15 protein-coding genes are annotated in these 15,751 nt (G+C 63.0%); 10 read left to right on the top strand and 5 right to left on the bottom strand.

Annotated features, from left to right (window positions below; all coding sequences use genetic code 11):
- Positions 1-174: 174 nt before the first annotated feature.
- Positions 175-1,602: a YeiH family protein gene (locus tag BW11_RS09970; RefSeq protein WP_219846750.1), complete on the top strand. Its 1,428-nt coding sequence runs from the start codon at positions 175-177 to the stop codon at positions 1,600-1,602.
- A 107-nt stretch (positions 1,603-1,709) separates the two neighbouring features.
- Complete coding sequence (locus tag BW11_RS09965) at positions 1,710-2,099, top strand: hypothetical protein (protein WP_140445596.1); 390 nt, start codon at positions 1,710-1,712, stop codon at positions 2,097-2,099.
- Here BW11_RS09965 and BW11_RS09960 read toward each other — a convergent pair.
- Positions 2,096-2,962 carry a uroporphyrinogen-III synthase gene (locus BW11_RS09960; protein ID WP_181162589.1) on the bottom strand — a complete coding sequence of 289 codons (867 nt, stop codon included), beginning with the start codon at positions 2,960-2,962 and terminating at the stop codon, positions 2,096-2,098. The genes BW11_RS09965 and BW11_RS09960 overlap by 4 nt on opposite strands.
- A 137-nt stretch (positions 2,963-3,099) precedes the next feature.
- On the opposite strand from BW11_RS09960, the gene cobA reads away from it, so the two are divergent.
- Complete coding sequence (gene cobA / locus BW11_RS09955; protein ID WP_140445594.1) at positions 3,100-3,825, top strand: uroporphyrinogen-III C-methyltransferase; 726 nt, start codon at positions 3,100-3,102, stop codon at positions 3,823-3,825.
- A gap of 57 nt (positions 3,826-3,882) precedes the next feature.
- Positions 3,883-4,425, top strand: a complete 543-nt coding sequence (locus BW11_RS09950) for a bifunctional precorrin-2 dehydrogenase/sirohydrochlorin ferrochelatase (protein WP_160268291.1) — start codon at positions 3,883-3,885, stop codon at positions 4,423-4,425.
- 19 nt (positions 4,426-4,444) lie between these two features.
- Here the strand turns inward: BW11_RS09950 and BW11_RS09945 are convergent, their stop codons facing one another.
- From BW11_RS09945 to BW11_RS09935, 3 genes are all read right to left on the bottom strand, one after another.
- A complete protein-coding gene (locus tag BW11_RS09945) occupies positions 4,445-6,157 on the bottom strand; it encodes an ABC transporter substrate-binding protein (RefSeq protein WP_140445593.1) in 1,713 nt (570 codons plus the stop codon).
- A 208-nt stretch (positions 6,158-6,365) separates the two neighbouring features.
- Positions 6,366-7,370: a hydroxymethylbilane synthase gene (gene hemC / locus BW11_RS09940; protein ID WP_140445592.1), complete on the bottom strand. Its 1,005-nt coding sequence runs from the start codon at positions 7,368-7,370 to the stop codon at positions 6,366-6,368.
- 9 nt (positions 7,371-7,379) lie between these two features.
- Complete coding sequence (locus BW11_RS09935) at positions 7,380-7,865, bottom strand: DUF4235 domain-containing protein (RefSeq protein WP_140445591.1); 486 nt, start codon at positions 7,863-7,865, stop codon at positions 7,380-7,382.
- 128 nt (positions 7,866-7,993) lie between these two features.
- Here BW11_RS09935 and BW11_RS09930 point away from each other — a divergent pair, with 128 nt between their 5' ends.
- Together BW11_RS09930 and BW11_RS09925 are read left to right on the top strand one after the other, a co-directional pair.
- Entirely contained in the window at positions 7,994-8,704 is a 711-nt protein-coding gene (locus tag BW11_RS09930; RefSeq protein WP_140476367.1) for a histidine phosphatase family protein, read from the top strand.
- Positions 8,705-9,125: 421 nt separating this feature from the next.
- The gene (locus BW11_RS09925) at positions 9,126-10,454 is read left to right on the top strand and encodes an ABC transporter substrate-binding protein (protein ID WP_140445588.1); all 1,329 of its coding nucleotides are present in this window, start codon (positions 9,126-9,128) and stop codon (positions 10,452-10,454) included.
- Between the two features lie 129 nt (positions 10,455-10,583).
- Here BW11_RS09925 and BW11_RS09920 read toward each other — a convergent pair whose 3' ends face one another.
- Complete coding sequence (locus tag BW11_RS09920) at positions 10,584-11,600, bottom strand: LacI family DNA-binding transcriptional regulator (RefSeq protein WP_140445587.1); 1,017 nt, start codon at positions 11,598-11,600, stop codon at positions 10,584-10,586.
- Positions 11,601-12,069: 469 nt separating this feature from the next.
- On the opposite strand from BW11_RS09920, the gene BW11_RS09915 reads away from it, so the two are divergent.
- The 4 genes from BW11_RS09915 (at position 12,070) to BW11_RS11685 (ending at position 15,615) form a co-directional block, all read left to right on the top strand.
- Positions 12,070-12,924, top strand: coding sequence for a carbohydrate ABC transporter permease (locus BW11_RS09915; RefSeq protein ID WP_181162586.1), 855 nt, complete (start codon positions 12,070-12,072; stop codon positions 12,922-12,924).
- The gene (locus BW11_RS09910) at positions 12,924-13,763 is read left to right on the top strand and encodes a carbohydrate ABC transporter permease (protein WP_043166062.1); all 840 of its coding nucleotides are present in this window, start codon (positions 12,924-12,926) and stop codon (positions 13,761-13,763) included. Before BW11_RS09915 ends, BW11_RS09910 begins: the two co-directional genes overlap by 1 nt.
- Positions 13,764-14,815: 1,052 nt before the next feature.
- Complete coding sequence (locus tag BW11_RS09905; RefSeq protein WP_140445585.1) at positions 14,816-15,163, top strand: hypothetical protein; 348 nt, start codon at positions 14,816-14,818, stop codon at positions 15,161-15,163.
- Between the two features lie 284 nt (positions 15,164-15,447).
- Entirely contained in the window at positions 15,448-15,615 is a 168-nt protein-coding gene (locus tag BW11_RS11685; protein ID WP_181162585.1) for a hypothetical protein, read from the top strand.
- The last annotated feature ends 136 nt before the right edge of the window (positions 15,616-15,751 follow it).

Raw genomic sequence — 15,751 nt, 5'->3', positions numbered from 1 at the left:
GTCGGGGGACATCCGGAACCGATACAGGCGGTCGGCGAACCCAGCCGACCGACGGGGCAGACGCCGTGGAACGTCACCATTCGAAGTCAAGCAGAGGGGAAGAATATCGTGACCGCATCAACCGTACCGTCGACCGCTACAGCGGCGTCGACGAAGCAAACGCAGAAAACCAAAGTGAAGGAAGCCGTACCGGCCGCCGCCGAGGGCAACAAGATCCTCGGCAGCGAGGACTGGTGGGCCGTGTTCATCGGCCTCGGCATCGTCGTGCTCGGCTTCGTGCTGTGGGCGGCGGGCAGCTCGCTCAACCTGTTCGCGGCGAAGATCCCCGGTTGGGGAACCTGGTCGTTCCTGTTCGGCGGCGGCGACGTGACCAAGAACGGCGCCACCACGCACGCGGCCGGTCTCGCCGAACGCTGGCCGAACATCGTGCTGCTGTTCGTCCTGTTCGCGGCGGTCTTCGGCATCGCCGCCTACTTCCTCAAGCTCAAGGTCTCCGCCTTCCTCGGCGGATTCCTCGCGCTGTTCATCCTGAGCTTCGCGGTCAACGTGTTCAGCACCTCGAAGTTCGCCTCCTCGTACAACCTTGAGGCCCCGCTCGTCGCGCTGGTCATCGGCCTGATCATCGGCAATATCGTCAACGCGGAAGGCTTCTTCGGCGGCGCGCTGCGCACTGAACTGTATGTGAAGGTCGGCATCGTCCTGCTCGGCGCGACGCTGCCGTTCACCACGATCCTGTCGGCCGGCCCGGTCGCGTTCCTGCAGGCCACGTTCATCGCCGTCTCCACGTTCCTCGTCATCTACTTCGTCGCCTCGAAGGGCTTCGGCCTCGACAAGCGATTCGCCGCGACGCTCGGCGCGGGCGGCTCGATCTGCGGCGTCTCCGCCGGCATCGCCGTGGGTTCCGCCGTCAAGAGCCGCAAGGAACACGTCTCCGCGGTGATCTCGATCGTCGTGGTCTGGGCGATCATCTCCATCTTCCTGCTTACGGGCCTGTCCAAGGCGTTCGGTCTGCCCGACGGCGTGGCCGGCGCGTGGATCGGCACCTCCGAGTTCGCCGACGCGGCCGGCGTGACCGCCGCCTCCAGCTTCGGCGAGCAGGGCATCGCGGCCTTCACCCTGATGAAGGTCGTCGGCCGTGACATCTTCATCGGCGTGTGGTGCCTGATCCTGGCGTTCATCGCCATCACCTACTGGGATCGTCAGGATCGCGTCGCCGAGGCCAAGGCCGCCGGCAAGGACGTGAACGCGCTGCCCAAGCAGAAGCTCGACGTCTCCCAGATCTGGCACCGCTTCCCGAAGTTCGTCATCGGCTTCTTCGTCGCCTCGATCTTCCTGACCATCGTCATCGCCACGGCCGGTGCGGGCTCCTCCGCGAGCATCAGCAACGACCTGATCGCGCCGGTCAAGGAGCTGCGCACGTGGGCGTTCACGTTCACGTTCCTCTCCATCGGCCTGACGACCCGATTCAAGCAGCTGTCCTCGCTCGGTTGGAAGCCGATCGCCGCCTTCAGCATCGGCGCCGTGGTCAACATCATCCTCGGCTTCATCCTGTCCGCGGTGCTGCTGCCCGGCTTCTGGTCCACCATCTCCGTCGCCGCCTGACGTTCGGCCTCAATCAACCAACCAAACGGCACCGGGAGCTCCTCCGGATTCTTCCGGACAGTTCCCGGTGCCGTTTCCACATCTTCCCAATCCCGTAAGGAGCCCACATGTCCTTCACTGATCTGCTTGCCCGCCCGCGCGAGGCCGATACCTCCGGCACCACCTCCGACTCCGGTCTGCCCGTCGTGTGGCATGTGATCGTCGACATCCCGTTCGCGAACTGGACGCTGCGCCGCACCGGCGTCACGCTGGAGGACGCCGCCGAGGATCTACGCCTTCGATCGGTCCGACTGGCCCGCGCGCAGGCGGTGCTCGCCACGCTGCGCCGCGTCAGCGACTCCGACGACTGGCAGGTCTCGATCACACAGCACGGCATCCGCGCCGAACGTGACGGGGAGCCCTTCGAACAACTTGACCGGCAGCTTACCGACGCCGGATTCACCGCCGACGACTTCATCGTCCACGTCGAATACGCCCGCTCCTGGGGCATGCTCTAGTCCGCAAGCAGGCGTTCGATGGCCTCCTGGAGGACATCGTCACGCGAACCGGGAGACACCGCCGTTCCTCCGTCGGCTTCGACCGCCGCGGTGGTGCTCGGGCCGAGCGTGTAGTACGCGGGGTCTGCCGCAAAGCACTGCGGGATTCGCTGCATGATGGACCGAAGGCGTCGGTAGGCTGAGGGGCTCGTCACGAGGATCCGGTTGATGCGGCGGTTGGCGATCGGCGATTGCTGGGCGTTCTCGTCATTGAGATCTGCGTTGAGATCTGCGGTGTCCTCGGTGCGATTCGGGTCGGGTGCAATCGCCGCGTCAATCGCTTCGCATGCATGCGATGCGCATTCGTCATCCCAATGATTCTCGTAGATCCGCACGCGTTCGACGTCACCCGGCAGCGCGCTGTTCGCCACGGACAGCGAACCGCACAGATGCACCGCATGCCGGTATCGCATCCTCTTGAGCAGCGCTGCAACTCCGCGCTGGTTCTCCTCCGTCGGAGTGAGAATGGTTGCCTTCGTGCCGGCAGTGCCGGTGACCGTGCCGACGGCCCTTGCGGTCGCCGCCATGCGCTCGCTGAGTACGATCAGCGTGGGGGAAGGCGCATCTTCGCCAGTGCCATCTTCGCGCCACTCGGGGTGGGCGAGATAGATGTTGAGCGCGAAGCCGCTGGTGATCACGATGACGTCCGCATCGCGGATCGCACGCAGACCGGCGTCGCCCGGATCCGCGGCGCGCAGCTCCTTGAGCGGACAGTACACGGGTGCCGCGGTCGAGGCGGCCGCCAGTCGACGCTGCTGTTCCCGATCGACCCGCCGTTGTTCGATGGTGAGCAGGATCGATCCCGATGCCGATGAGTCATGCACAATGATGATGATACGTTTGCGGATGCGTCGATATATGTCGCATACGGCGATCGGTGAGACGGATGTTGAAGCGCGATGAGCCCGCCCAGACACGACTGGACACGACTAGACACGACAGAAAGAAGGGGTACACGGCAATGAGCGATGGATTGGTGTCGTTGGTGGGGGCCGGCCCGGGCAGCGTGGACCTGCTGACCCTGCGCGGCAAGGACCGCATCGAGAAGGCCGACGTGATCGTCTACGACCGCCTCGTCAACCCCGAACTGCTCGACCTCGCCAAGCCCGACGCGCAGCGCATCGACGTGGGCAAGTCCGCGCATCATCACCCGGTCAAGCAGCGTGAGATCAACGATCTGCTCGCGCGCCTCGCCAAGGAGGGCAAGCGCGTGGTTCGGCTCAAATCGGGCGATCCGTTCGTCTTCGGCCGCGGCGGCGAGGAGCGCGAATACCTCAAGGCGCAGGGCGTCGAGGTGGAGGTCGTACCCGGCATCACCAGCGCGATCGCCGGTCCGGCGGCGGTCGGCATTCCGGTCACGCATCGCGACTACGCGTCGAGCTTCCACGTGATCGCCGGACATCGCAAGCGCGAGGGGCACGAACTCGACTGGGACAACATCGCCCACATGGAGGGCACGCTCGTGTTCCTGATGGGCATGGAGTCGCTGGGGCGTATCGTCGAGAACCTCGTCGCCAACGGCATGCCGGCCACGACGCCGGTCGCCGTGATCCAGTGGGCCACGCGCGCGGACCAGCGCGCCGTGGGCGGCGACCTCGCGACCATCGAGCAGCAGGTCGAACAGGCCGGACTCGGCGCCCCCGCCCTCATCGTCGTCGGCGGAGTCGCCTCCCTCCTCGACGCGTGACTACACTTGGAAATCGTTGTGGGATGTATCGGAATGCAACGGAAACGAGTGTGGACAATGACTACTGTGAACGCGAACGATAACGCAACCATGAACGCGGCCAACGACGAGGACGAGCCGCTCACCGCTCCGGGCACGAGCCCGTATCCGGTCGACCTGCGCGTCGCCGGCGAGCCGGCCGTCGTGGTCGGCGGCGGCAGGGTCGCGACCCGCAAGGTCACGCACCTGCTCAACGCCGGCGCGAAGGTCACGGTGATCAGCCCAGAGCTGGACGAGGCGCTCGCCGAGCGTGCGAAGAACGGCGAGATCGCCTGGCAGGCCAAGGACTACGAGACCGGCGACCTGGCCGACGCCCGCGTGGTCATCGCCTGCACCGACGACCGGGACGTGAACCATCAGGTCGTGGCGGACGCGAAGCCCGGTCAGCTGGTCAACAACACCGCCGACCCGCAGGAATCGGACTTCTTCAACGTGGCGGTCATCGAGCAGGGCAAGCTGATCGTGACCGTCTCCAGCAAGGGCGTCGACCCGGCTCTGGTGCGCCGCGTCAAGCAGCGTCTGGCGGGTGTTCTGCCGGATCTGCTCGCCGGCGAGGAGTGATCGACCGGATCGGGCCAGATCACTCCCGCTCGAGCGACGGGTAGCGCAGCACGAAGTTCGTGTCCATCACCACGCCGCTGATGTCGCCACCGGTCACCGACTGCGACACGCTCTGCAGCAGCGGCAGGATCGGCAGGTCCTTCGCCGCCACCTGCTGCACCTGCTCGATCGTGTCGAGTCGCTGCGATTCGTCGGTCTGACCGGCCTGCGCCTTGAGCAGCGCGGCCACCTGAGGATTCTCATACCCGTTGCTCACGAACCCGTCCGGCGCGAAGTACGGGATCAGATAGTCGGACGGATCCGGGTAGTCGGGCGCCCAGCCGATCTGATAGGCGGGGAAGTCACCGTCCTGCGAATCGGTGACGACGCGCTGCTTCGAATACTGCACCCATTCGGTCTGCTGCACGTCCACGGAAAACAGTCCGCCGTCCTCCAGCTGCGTCTTGATCGCCGCGTACTCGTCGGCGGACGACGGTCCGTAATGATCCGTGTTGTACTGGATGGAGAGCTTGACCGGCGTCGTCACGCCCGCGTCAGCCAGCACCTTGCGCGCCTTGGCGACGTCCGGCTTGCCCGATCCGTCGCCGTACGCGCCGGTGAGCGTGTCGACGAATCCGGCCTGCCCTGCGGGGATGAACGAGTACAGCGGCTTGTACGTGCCCTGATACACGTTCTTCGCGAGCGCCGCGCGATCGACCAGATCGGCGACCGCCTGACGCACCGCCTTCGCCTTGTCCGCGTTGGCGTTCTGCTGCTTCGAGCCGTACGGCTGGGTGCGCAGGTTGAACACGAGATAGCGTCCGCCGCCGCCGTTGCCGGTGACGACCTTGAGCTTGCCGTCCTTCTTCAAATCGGTGATGTCCGTGGGCGTGAGCGAACGGTACGCCACGTCCACGTCGCCCTGTTGCACGGCCAGTTTGAGGTTCGACGAATCCGCGTAGTATCGGGTCGTCACCTGCTTGTTGTGCGCCGGTTCGATGCCCTGATAGTCGCCGTTGCGCGTGAACAGCGCATGGTCGTTGCTCTTGTACTCCTTGAGCGAGTAGGCGCCGCTGAATCCGTTGTCCTTGACGACCTCGTCGTCGGTGGCGAGCTTGTCCTTGGCGTACGACTGCTCGTCGACGATGCCGGCCGCGGTCATGCTGAGCACCGGTTTCAATGTCACGTCGTCCTTGACTGAGGTCGTGAAGACGACGGTGGTCGGGTCCGGCGCGTCCACCTTGGTGATGTTCGCGAACACGGACACCGGTCCGTTCTCGGAGTTGATCTCCTTGATGCGATCGATGCTGAACTTCACGTCGCTGCTGGTCAGCGCGTGGCCGTTGGTGAATTTGAGGCTCGGCTTGAGTTTGACGGTGAACTGCGTGCCGTCGGCGTTCCACGTGCCGTTGTCGGCCGCGAGGTTCGGCACGATGTCGGCTTTGCCGTCGTGTTGGGCGAACAGCGGCGCGTAGATCTGGTACGCGGTCTGGATCGACCCGAGTTCGGAGATGCCGGCAGGGTCGAGGCTGACGACCTTGTCGGTGGTGCCGACGGTGATTTCGGACGACTGCCCGGTGGCCTTCGATCCCGTGGTGATGTCGGCGTTCGCGCCGCCCGATCCCGTACCGTTCGTCGTCGTGCCCCCACACGCCGCGAGCCCCGTGACCAGCAACGCCGCGATCGCGCCGGTCGCATAGCGCCTGATGCGCCCTATGCGACGAATCGTGTTGGAATCATTGTGAGATGACATACTTCCCCCTACTCTTTGATTTGCTGTTGACCTCTCCATGCACGGGTATGAGCGCGGTCATACGCCCCCAACGCGCTCATACGTTCAACTCTACCCGTCTTCGATCGTCGAATGCCCCGGCCTCTATCGCAATCGCGCGGTTTTGGTCATTCCAAAAACCGATAACGGGCTCAAGTTCGGTTTGTGACCCATCCGGTTGCGTCCGATCCTATAGCGGGGATCCGGCGGCGTGGAGGTCGCGGATGACGGAGGCGATGAGCTCCTCAGGTGTGGCGCCGGTGTGCTGGGTGGCTGTCTCGACGGTATGGCTGGCGGACGAATCGGCGGTGGCGCGGTAGACGTGCGAGCCGTCGGGGGTGGCGATCATCGCGTCGAGTGTCAGGGGAGCGCCTGCGGCTCCTGACACGGCACGGCCATCCGCCGACGCCGCGAGACGTTCCGGATGCAACGGCGTCCGTCGCGCGTACGCGCCGATGGGCAGCGTGCAGTTGCCGCCGATCGCGCGCATGAATCTGCGTTCGAGCGTCACCGCCTCGCGCGTCGGCGCATCGTCGATCCGCGCGAGCAGTTCGAGCGTCCTCGCGTCGTCGGCGCGACATTCGACCGCCATCGCCCCCTGACCGGCGGCCGGCAGCAGCGTGCCACGCAATGAGAGGCGATTGAGCCCGGTCGTGTCCGGTTCGAGGCGATTGAGTCCCGCTTCGGCGAGGACGATCGCGTCAAGATGCTCCGACGTGATCTTGCGGATGCGGGTGTCGATGTTGCCGCGGATCGGCACGATCTCGAGATCAGGGCGCAGGTTGAGCAGCTGCGCCTGACGCCGCTGGCTGTTCGTGCCCACGCGCGCGCCGGTCGGCAGATCGTCGACCGATCGTAGCGGCAACGGGCTCAGCAGACAGTCGAACGGCGAATCGCGCACCGGCGTGCAGCCGATCGTCAGGCCTTCGGGCAGCTGGGGTTGCACGTCCTTGAGACTGTGCGCGGCGAAGTCGATGGTCCCGTCCTCCAGCTCGCGTTCGATCTCCTTGACGAACACGCCCTTGCCGCCGATGACGTGCAGGCTGGACGTACGATCGCGATCGCCCTGCGTGACGATCGGCACCACCTGGAACTCGACGTCGGGCACGCGTGCGCGCAGCATCCCGATGATGAGTTCGGTCTGGCGCATCGCCAGCAGACTTTTGCGGGTGCCTATCTTGAATGTTGTGGTCATGAGTGCGGGTTACTTGCCCTGCTTTCCGGCATTGCCGGCCCTGCGGGCCTTGCTGCGGTGACGGTGATCGACGAACGCCTTCGACCCGCGGTCGGACAGCTGCGAAACGATCGCGCCGAATGCGGCCGAGGCGGCGGCGAACGCGAGACTAGAGACGAAGCCCTGCGGGGCGTCGGCGGCGAGACCGCGCGCGAGGTTGCGTTTGCTGGTTCCCTGATCCCAGAGCATCTGGAACGCCTTGCCGGCGACGAGGCCGATGACGGACGGGAACGCCCACTTGAAGAGCTTGTCGAGCAGGGAATCGGGGTCGTTCAGTCTACGTTCGCGCATGTCGTTCACTTTCTCGTCGATGCGATGCAACGCCTCGACGGCCTCGTCGGCGGTCGAGGAGGAGTAGTTGGAACCTGTGCGGGCGGCGTGGGCGGCATGCCTGCCGGTGGTACCGGCGTCCCCCGTGCCGGTGCCGTGCGTCTCATCGTTCAACGTCTCGCTCATAGCGTCCAGTCTAGTGTCTCGGCTGCCGCACCGCTCGCATTCCGACGTGACGCGGGAAATCGGCGGATGTGACGGCGACTTGGCGAACCGCGGTGGAACCGAGAGCGTTCACGGGCTAGAGTGAAGGTATGAGCGAACACATTACTGACGGCACTGTGGCCGTCGACGCCCGTGGTGGCGCCGGCTTCCTAGTCCTGCTGCGTCACGGACAGACCGCCTGGAGCCAATCGGGCCAGCACACCGGACGTACGAACATCCCCCTGACCGATGCCGGACGCGAACAGGCGCGCGCCGCTGGCGAACGCCTTCGCGCCGCCTTCCCCGGCGGATTCGACGACTCGTGCGTCTTCTCCAGCCCGCTGATCCGCGCGCAGCAGACCGCGGAACTCGCCGGATACCCGAATCACGGCGTGCTGGACGGCATCGCCGAATGGGATTACGGCGGGGCCGAGGGCCGCACCCGCCAGCAGGTGAGCGACGAGAGCGGTTTCGCGTGGGACGTGTGGCGCGACGGCCCGCAGTCGCTGCCCAAGTCGCTGCAGGGCGATTGGACCGAGACGCTGCCGAGCGGCGAGACCGTGCCGGTGCACGCCGGTCCCGGCGAGACAGTCGAGGAGGCTGCCGCCCGCGCCCGAGGCGCGATCGAGGAGGTTACGCCGCTGCTTGAGGCCGGGCACAACGTGCTGCTCGTCGCCCACGCGCACATCCTGCGCATCCTCACCTCGCAGTGGCTCGGCGTCGACCCGCACTTCGCGAGGCTCCTGCGCCTCGACACGGCCCACTACTCGATCCTAAGCCGCTACAAGGGCGACAACGTCATCGAGCGCTGGAACTGCTAGCGGACGTATCGCAATTGCCTAAGTGACGGGGAGAGACCGGCTTTAGGCCATCACCGGCACCGCGACCGGCGTTGCGGCCGGCACTGCAAACGATAGGCACGGCGTGTCGCGCAATCGCGCGAAAACATGCCGTGCCTATCGTTTTTGGCGCCAAAATCGATGTGAGCGCTCTCATTGTTGCGAACGCTTGCATTGCTGACAATTCAAACAATCGCCGGAATCGCGCGGTTTTATAGACAGATGATGGCGATATGTCATTTCTGACGCGATGAAACACCCCGAATACTGCCATCGTTTGCAAAAACGGCGAACATGCGTCATAATGAATCGCGTCGGAACAAACTTCGGGGCGCCAAAGCCGACGCCACCAACCCCGGTCGGCCACACCGTCCGAGGAGCAACAAGGAAAGAGAAAGGTTCGATGATGAATCGCACACTGAAGTCGACGATTAGCATGGTTGCCATCGCAGCAATGTCCATCGGAGCGCTCGCCGCGTGCGGCTCCAGCACGTCGGGCGACGACGCCAAGGGCAAGGTCTACTACCTCAACTTCAAGCCGGAGGCGGCCGACCAGTGGACCGCGCTCGCCAAGGAGTACACCAAGGAGACCGGCACCGAGGTCAAGGTGCAGACCGCCGCGTCCAACACCTACGAGCAGACCCTGAAGTCGGAGATCGCCAAGACCGAGGCGCCGACCCTGTTCCAGGTCAACGGCCCGGTCGGCTACCAGAATTGGAAGCGCTACACCGCCGACCTGTCCGGCACCGACGTGTACAAGGAGCTCACCAACCAGGACGTGGCCCTGAAGGACGGCGACAAGGTCGTCGGCGTGCCGTACGTGATGGAGACCTACGGCATCATCTACAACAAGGACATCCTCAACAAGTACTTCGCGCTCGACGGCGCCAAGGCCAAGTCCGTCGACGAGATCGACAACTTCGACACCCTCAAGGCCGTCGCCGACGACATGCAGGCCCGCAAGGACGAGCTCGGCATCAAGGGCGCGTTCACCTCCGCCGGCTTCGACTCCAGCTCCGACTGGCGCTTCAAGACCCACCTCGCCAACCTGCCGCTCTACTACGAGTTCCAGAAGGACAAGGTCACCGAGCAGCCGGCCACGATCAAGGGCACGTACCTGCCGAACTACAAGAAGATCTTCGACCTGTACATCACCGACTCCACCACCGACCGCACGCAGCTGAGCGCCAAGACCGGCGACGACGCCAACTCCGAGTTCGCGCTCGGCGAGGCCGCCTTCTACCAGAACGGCACCTGGGCGTGGACCGACCTCGAGAAGGCCGGCATGAAGGCCGAGTCCGTGGGCATGATGCCGATCTACATCGGCGTCAAGGGCGAGGAGAACCAGGGCCTCGTCACCGGCTCCGAGAACTACTGGTGCATCAACGACAAGGCGTCCGACGCCGACAAGAAGGCCACCGAGGACTTCCTCAAGTGGGTCATCACCTCCGACACCGGCAAGAAGGCCCTCTCCGAGGACATGGGCTTCACCACCCCGTTCAAGACCTTCGATGACGTGAAGTCCGACAACCCGCTGACCGAGGCCGCCGTTGAGGACCAGAAGTCCGGCAAGACGCAGGTCAGCTGGAACTTCACGATGATGCCGTCCGAGGAGTGGAAGAACAAGCTCGGCCAGGCGCTGCTCGAGTACGCGCAGGGCACCGGCGACTGGAACGCCGTCAAGACCGCGTTCGTCGACGGCTGGGCCTCCGAGTACTCCGCGACCCACTGATCGTCTCTGATCCCTGATTCCCAACCTGATGCCCCGGTGACGGCCGTTCTCCTCCTCGGCCCGTCACCGGGGCATCGTCATGTCCGGGCTTGATGAGCCGGGCGTCGGGCGGGCCGCCGCACCGCCGGCTCAGCGCCGGCGCGCGGTGCTCGATCGCACCACCAGCTGCGCCGGCACCTTGCGCAGCGGCTCCCTCACCTCGCGCCCGTTGATGAGATCCATCGTCATGCGTGCGGCCGCGCGGGCCATCTCGACCGGGTCCTGACGGATCGTCGTCAGCCCGATGTCCGCGGTGTAGAAGCTGTCGTCATAGCCGATCAGCGTCACGTCGCCCGGCACGGACAGCCCGTTGCGTTCGAGCTGGAACATGAGCGGCAGGGCGATGCCGTCCTCCTGGCATGCGATCGCCGTCGGCATCGTGCCGAGGCTCATCAGCTGCGTCACCACATCGCCGATCTGGTAGTGTCCGTCGGCGTCGACCTTGCACACGATGACCTGCGGCTCGATGCCCTCGCGCCGGCAGCAGTCCATGAACACGTCGAATCGGCCCCGCACCGAGAAGCTCAGCGAGATGTCGCGGTCCGTGCTGATGTACGCGATGTCGCGATGCCCGAGGTTCATCAGGTGACGCGCAGCCAGCGTCGAACCCTGCTCGTCATCGATGTTGACCGCCGCCGCGAACCCGTGGGCCGACGACTTCGCCGTGTTGATGCCGATGATCGGCACGTCCACGCTGGCCAGCTGCCTGGTCTCCTCGTCGTCGATGTCAAACGAGACGACGATCACCGCGTCCGCGTTGCGGCGCACCGGCAGCATCTCGAAGAACTCGCGGCGCTCCTCGATCGAGGAGATCTGGAAGATCGAGATGTCATAGCCCTCCGCGTGGAAGACGTTGTTCAGTCCTTCGATCACGGATGCGGTGAACCACAGGCGGATGTGGCCGCTCATCAGCACGGCGACGCGCAGCGCGCGCCCGGACTTCAGCGCCGCGGCCGAACGGGAGAGCGAGAAGTTGAGCTGGCCGGCCATCGCCAGCACGCGCTCGCGGGTCTTCGCCGAGACCAGATCGGGCCGCGTGAAGACCCGCGACACCGTCGAGATGGAGACGCCCGCCGCCTTGGCGACGTCCTGGATGCTGCTGCTCATGAAACCACCTTGTCGTTCGGATGTGTGGGGCGTGCCGCGCCGGCCGGGGCGCCACGGCCGATGGGGCGTACCGGCCGATCGCGCCGGACGCCCGGTCGCCGCACTTACTGCACGTTTACTGCGCGCTTGCTGCGCTTACTGCAAAGACTTCCCGCGTAGGAAAACCGCGTATCGTTCAGCTTACACGGCGCAGACCGTCGACTCGCGATGACGACGATTGCATTACAAACGTTTGCAAAAACAGGTAAGAATAGGGAAAATCGCAAAAAATAGCCAATGCATAGCGATGAACGACTATTGCTGGGGTGATTGACGGGGCAATGCGAAACGCCGCAAATGACAACGTTTGACATCGCGGCGCCGTGCGGTTACGATGTCACTGCAACAACGGATTCGTTCGTCGGCCGTGGGTCGGCGGAAGTCGTGGCACGCAGCGGTGCACGGCGCTCAAGGAGGAGGATTATCCATCATGGTTAGCATGGCCGGCAAGGCGATACGGAAGTGGTGGGCGATATTCGCGCTACCCACGTTCGCCGCGTTCATCATCGGGTTCGTGGTGCCCTTCATCATGGGCGTCTACTTGAGCTTCTGCGAGTTCACCACCGTGACCGACGGCGAGTTCGTCGGCCTCAAGAACTACGTCAAGGCACTCGGCGACAAGGAGTTCCTGCACGCGCTCGGCTTCTCCACCGCGTTCACGATCGTCACCACGATCGTCATCAACGTGGTCGCGTTCTTCATCGCGTACATGCTCACGAAGGCGATCAAGGGGTCGACGATCTTCCGCTCGGTGTTCTTCATGCCGAACCTGATCGGCGGCATCATCCTGGGCTACATCTGGCTGCTGTTGCTCAACGGCATCCTCGCGCACTGGTCGCGCGCCCTGACCTACTCCGCCACGTACGGCTTCTGGGGCCTGGTCATCCTCGTGTGCTGGCAGCAGATCGGCTACATGATGATCATCTACATCGCCGGCATGCAGGCCCTGCCCACGGACGTGCTCGAAGCCGCGCAGGTGGACGGCGCGAGCGGCACGCAGACGATGTTCAAGATCATCATCCCGCTGATGATGCCCTCGATCACCGTGTGCTCCTTCCTGACCGTGACCAACGGCTTCAAGCTCTACGACCAGAACCTCGCCCTGACCAACGGCGCCCCGAGCAACATGTCCGAGGGCCTTGCGATGAACATCACCCGCACGTTCTACGGCCGCATGGGCTGGGAGGGCGTCGGCCAGGCGAAGGCCGTCCTGTTCTTCATCCTGGTGGCGCTCATCGCGCTCATCCAGAACAAGCTCACGACAAGCAAGGAGGTGGCGGCCTGATGAACGCCGACAAGGTCAAGCACGGAGGGCTCTGGACCGCCCTGTTCACCGTCGTCTCGCTGGCATGGGTCTTCCCGATCGTGCTGGTGGTCATCAACTCGTTCAAGCAGAAGGCGTACATCTCCAAGAACGCCTTCTCCCTGCCCGCCGGCAAGGCGTTCGTCGGATTCGAGAACTACGTGCGCGGCGTGGAGACCACCGACTTCTTCGCGAGCTTCGGATGGACGCTGCTCATCACCGTCGGATCGGTGCTGCTGATCCTCGTGTGCACGTCGATGTGCGCGTGGTGGATCGTGCGCGTCAACAACTGGGCCGCCAAGCTGCTGTACACGCTGTTCCTGTTCAACATGATCGTGCCGTTCCAGATGGTCATGTTCACGCTCTCCAAGATCGCCGACATGCTGAAGCTCAACACCCCGTGGGGCCTGTGCATCGTGTACCTCGGCTTCGGCGCCGGCCTCGCGGTGTTCATCTTCACCGGTGTGATCAAGGGCATCCCGGTCGAGCTGGAGGAGTCCGCGATGATCGACGGCGCGTCCGTGCCGCGTATCTTCTTCCAGATCGTCGTGCCGATCATGAAGCCGTCGATCGTGTCCGTCGCGATCCTCGAGGCCATGTGGATCTGGAACGACTACCTCCTGCCGTACCTGACCCTCGACCTCGGCAAGTACAAGACGATCTCGGTCGCCGTGCAGTACCTCAAGGGCGGCTACGGCTCGGTCGACATGGGCGCCATGATGGCCTGCCTGGTTCTCGCGATCATCCCCATCATCATCTTCTACCTCATCTGCCAAAAGTACATCGTCAAGGGGGTCATGGCTGGTGCCGTCAAGGGATGATGACTCGTGTCATCATCCCTTGGATGGAAGCCCGGTGGGCTTCCATCAGGCGCCAGGCCGAGGTGCGGTAGCGCCGAGGCTGGTGTTGGGTCTCGCCGTAAGGCGAGTCCGTTGTTCTGGAGGGAGCGGTGAAGGGGTGAGCTCATAACCTCCATTGGTCTGCCGTACGTCGATCGAGACTAATGGCGGGCAGCCCCCGGAGAACGTACTGTAGCCGTGCGTTAGCGTACGCTCCTCGTGGCTAAATCCGTGTTCGCCCGTGTTCTCGTACGCTGACCACAAGCAGGAGTACGAGAACACGGGCAAACACGATTATCATCCCGGGCGACGTACGCTGACAGTAGCCAGGCGTACGTCGCCCGTGTGCAGGTGCTTTTTCGCCACGCTTTTCGTACTCAGCACTTCATCGGGTTTCTATCGGCACTCCATCGGGTTCCCGGAATATGCAAGAACCGTGGCACACTCCCCGTCTCAATCACAATGGGCCTCCTTCGGGATCCGTTTCTTATCAGAACAGTCGGTGTTCTGGTACAGGACGAACTCCGAAAGAGGCCCATACGTCCATATGCCGTTAGTGTTCCTCGATTACCGTCGGGAAACTAACGAGTCGTTCGGGCGTCAGCGCTCGATGCCGTACTCCATGTACGCGTAGTTGTCGAAGAAACGGTCGTCGTCGCGATCGGTGCTGGAATGGTGGATGTTGTTCTCCTGCATGATGGGCTCCTTTCACCCGTATTGCACTGTTGACTATGGTCTACTGCTCTGTTGTGTCGTCTGTGTATGCCTCCGGAAAACGGCGGATGAACTCGTGCGAAACGCTTGTTGCGGCGTACGTTGCGGAGGATGGGGGCTTCCGCCGGGGCGGGGTGGGATCCGGAATCGTGATGACGAGGTGTGGCGTTGAGGACGGCACGTGAGCGCATGAGAGAGGGCCGTTGCAGTTTTCTGCATAGGTGACCGGGGACATGTCTGCGATGGATAGCATCGGCGTTGATGGCTGGACGCGACAGTCGATCCGGTCGTCTGATGCTCTATCGACAGAAAGGAAGATCATGAAGGTCAGGATGCGACGAGTGCATGTGCTATCCGCCGTTATGGCCGTGATGGCATTGCTGGTTGGAATGGTGCTGGCGGGGAACGCCCATGCGAGCACCGATGCAGATGAGTATATTCGCATCGGCAATGTGGAGGTTGCGCGCTCGCTGGGGGTGACTACTGAGGCTCAGCTTCAGCAGCGTTACAGCGAAGGCTATCTGAGCGTCGATTTCAACGAGAAGGCGGAAATCACTGCGATAAGGCCGCTGAACGCCGAAGAGATGAAGGAGATGCAGCTGACCGAGAACCAGCCTGGTGTAGTTAACGAGACACGTGTTCCCCTGCCGCGCTTCTTTCGCCGGTAGTGGCTCCACATACCAGAGGAGATCATAAGGGGAATACTATTTCGAAAGTTACTATTATACAATAACTGATGTATAATAGCGTGAATAGTTCTCGGGGATATTCTGGCATGGTCAAGTGTTAGGATATCCCAAATGTCCGAAAGTGGGTGTCAATGAGTTCGAATAAGAGGCGATTGGCAGGTTTGTTCATTCTGGCAATTGTATCTCTTATGGGTTCATGTCTATATAATTATATTGACAATACATCGTATATAGTCGTTGATAACGTAAAAGTTGCCCGATCGATGAAAATCAAGAGCAAAAATCAATTGGAATCAAGGATTAAATTAGGCTATATTGATGTTGTTTTTGATGAGCGGGCTGAAATAGTTGTTGTTCGTCCTTTGCCGTCTATAGAAAATGCTGGTCCACAAGGTTCTTGTTCCGTGTACTATCGCTGGATTTGTGGATAATATCGTCCGTGTTGTTATGCTGTTGTTTCAAGCATAAAAAGATGCATTATTGCTGTTTTGATGGTGCTGGTTCGTTGTTGTGACGTTGGGGAGTATGGGAAGAGCGTTTTTTGGTTGGGATTATCATTGACCTAGA

The organism is Bifidobacterium sp. UTCIF-38 (assembly GCF_006454495.1).
GTDB lineage: Bacteria > Actinomycetota > Actinomycetes > Actinomycetales > Bifidobacteriaceae > Bifidobacterium > Bifidobacterium callitrichos.
Note: the sequence above shows the minus strand (reverse complement) of the source record. Positions and strands in the feature narration are given on the sequence as shown.

Coding starts and splice junctions, on each gene's coding strand:
- BW11_RS09965 (WP_140445596.1), top strand. CDS start 1,710: ATGTCCTTCACTGATCTGCTTGCCCGCCCGCGCGAGGCCGATACCTCC.
- cobA (WP_140445594.1), top strand. CDS start 3,100: ATGAGCGATGGATTGGTGTCGTTGGTGGGGGCCGGCCCGGGCAGCGTG.
- BW11_RS09950 (WP_160268291.1), top strand. CDS start 3,883: ATGACTACTGTGAACGCGAACGATAACGCAACCATGAACGCGGCCAAC.
- BW11_RS09945 (WP_140445593.1), bottom strand. CDS start 6,157: ATGTCATCTCACAATGATTCCAACACGATTCGTCGCATAGGGCGCATC.
- hemC (WP_140445592.1), bottom strand. CDS start 7,370: ATGACCACAACATTCAAGATAGGCACCCGCAAAAGTCTGCTGGCGATG.
- BW11_RS09935 (WP_140445591.1), bottom strand. CDS start 7,865: ATGAGCGAGACGTTGAACGATGAGACGCACGGCACCGGCACGGGGGAC.
- BW11_RS09930 (WP_140476367.1), top strand. CDS start 7,994: ATGAGCGAACACATTACTGACGGCACTGTGGCCGTCGACGCCCGTGGT.
- BW11_RS09925 (WP_140445588.1), top strand. CDS start 9,126: ATGATGAATCGCACACTGAAGTCGACGATTAGCATGGTTGCCATCGCA.
- BW11_RS09920 (WP_140445587.1), bottom strand. CDS start 11,600: ATGAGCAGCAGCATCCAGGACGTCGCCAAGGCGGCGGGCGTCTCCATC.
- BW11_RS09915 (WP_181162586.1), top strand. CDS start 12,070: ATGGTTAGCATGGCCGGCAAGGCGATACGGAAGTGGTGGGCGATATTC.
- BW11_RS09910 (WP_043166062.1), top strand. CDS start 12,924: ATGAACGCCGACAAGGTCAAGCACGGAGGGCTCTGGACCGCCCTGTTC.
- BW11_RS09905 (WP_140445585.1), top strand. CDS start 14,816: ATGAAGGTCAGGATGCGACGAGTGCATGTGCTATCCGCCGTTATGGCC.
- BW11_RS11685 (WP_181162585.1), top strand. CDS start 15,448: ATGAAAATCAAGAGCAAAAATCAATTGGAATCAAGGATTAAATTAGGC.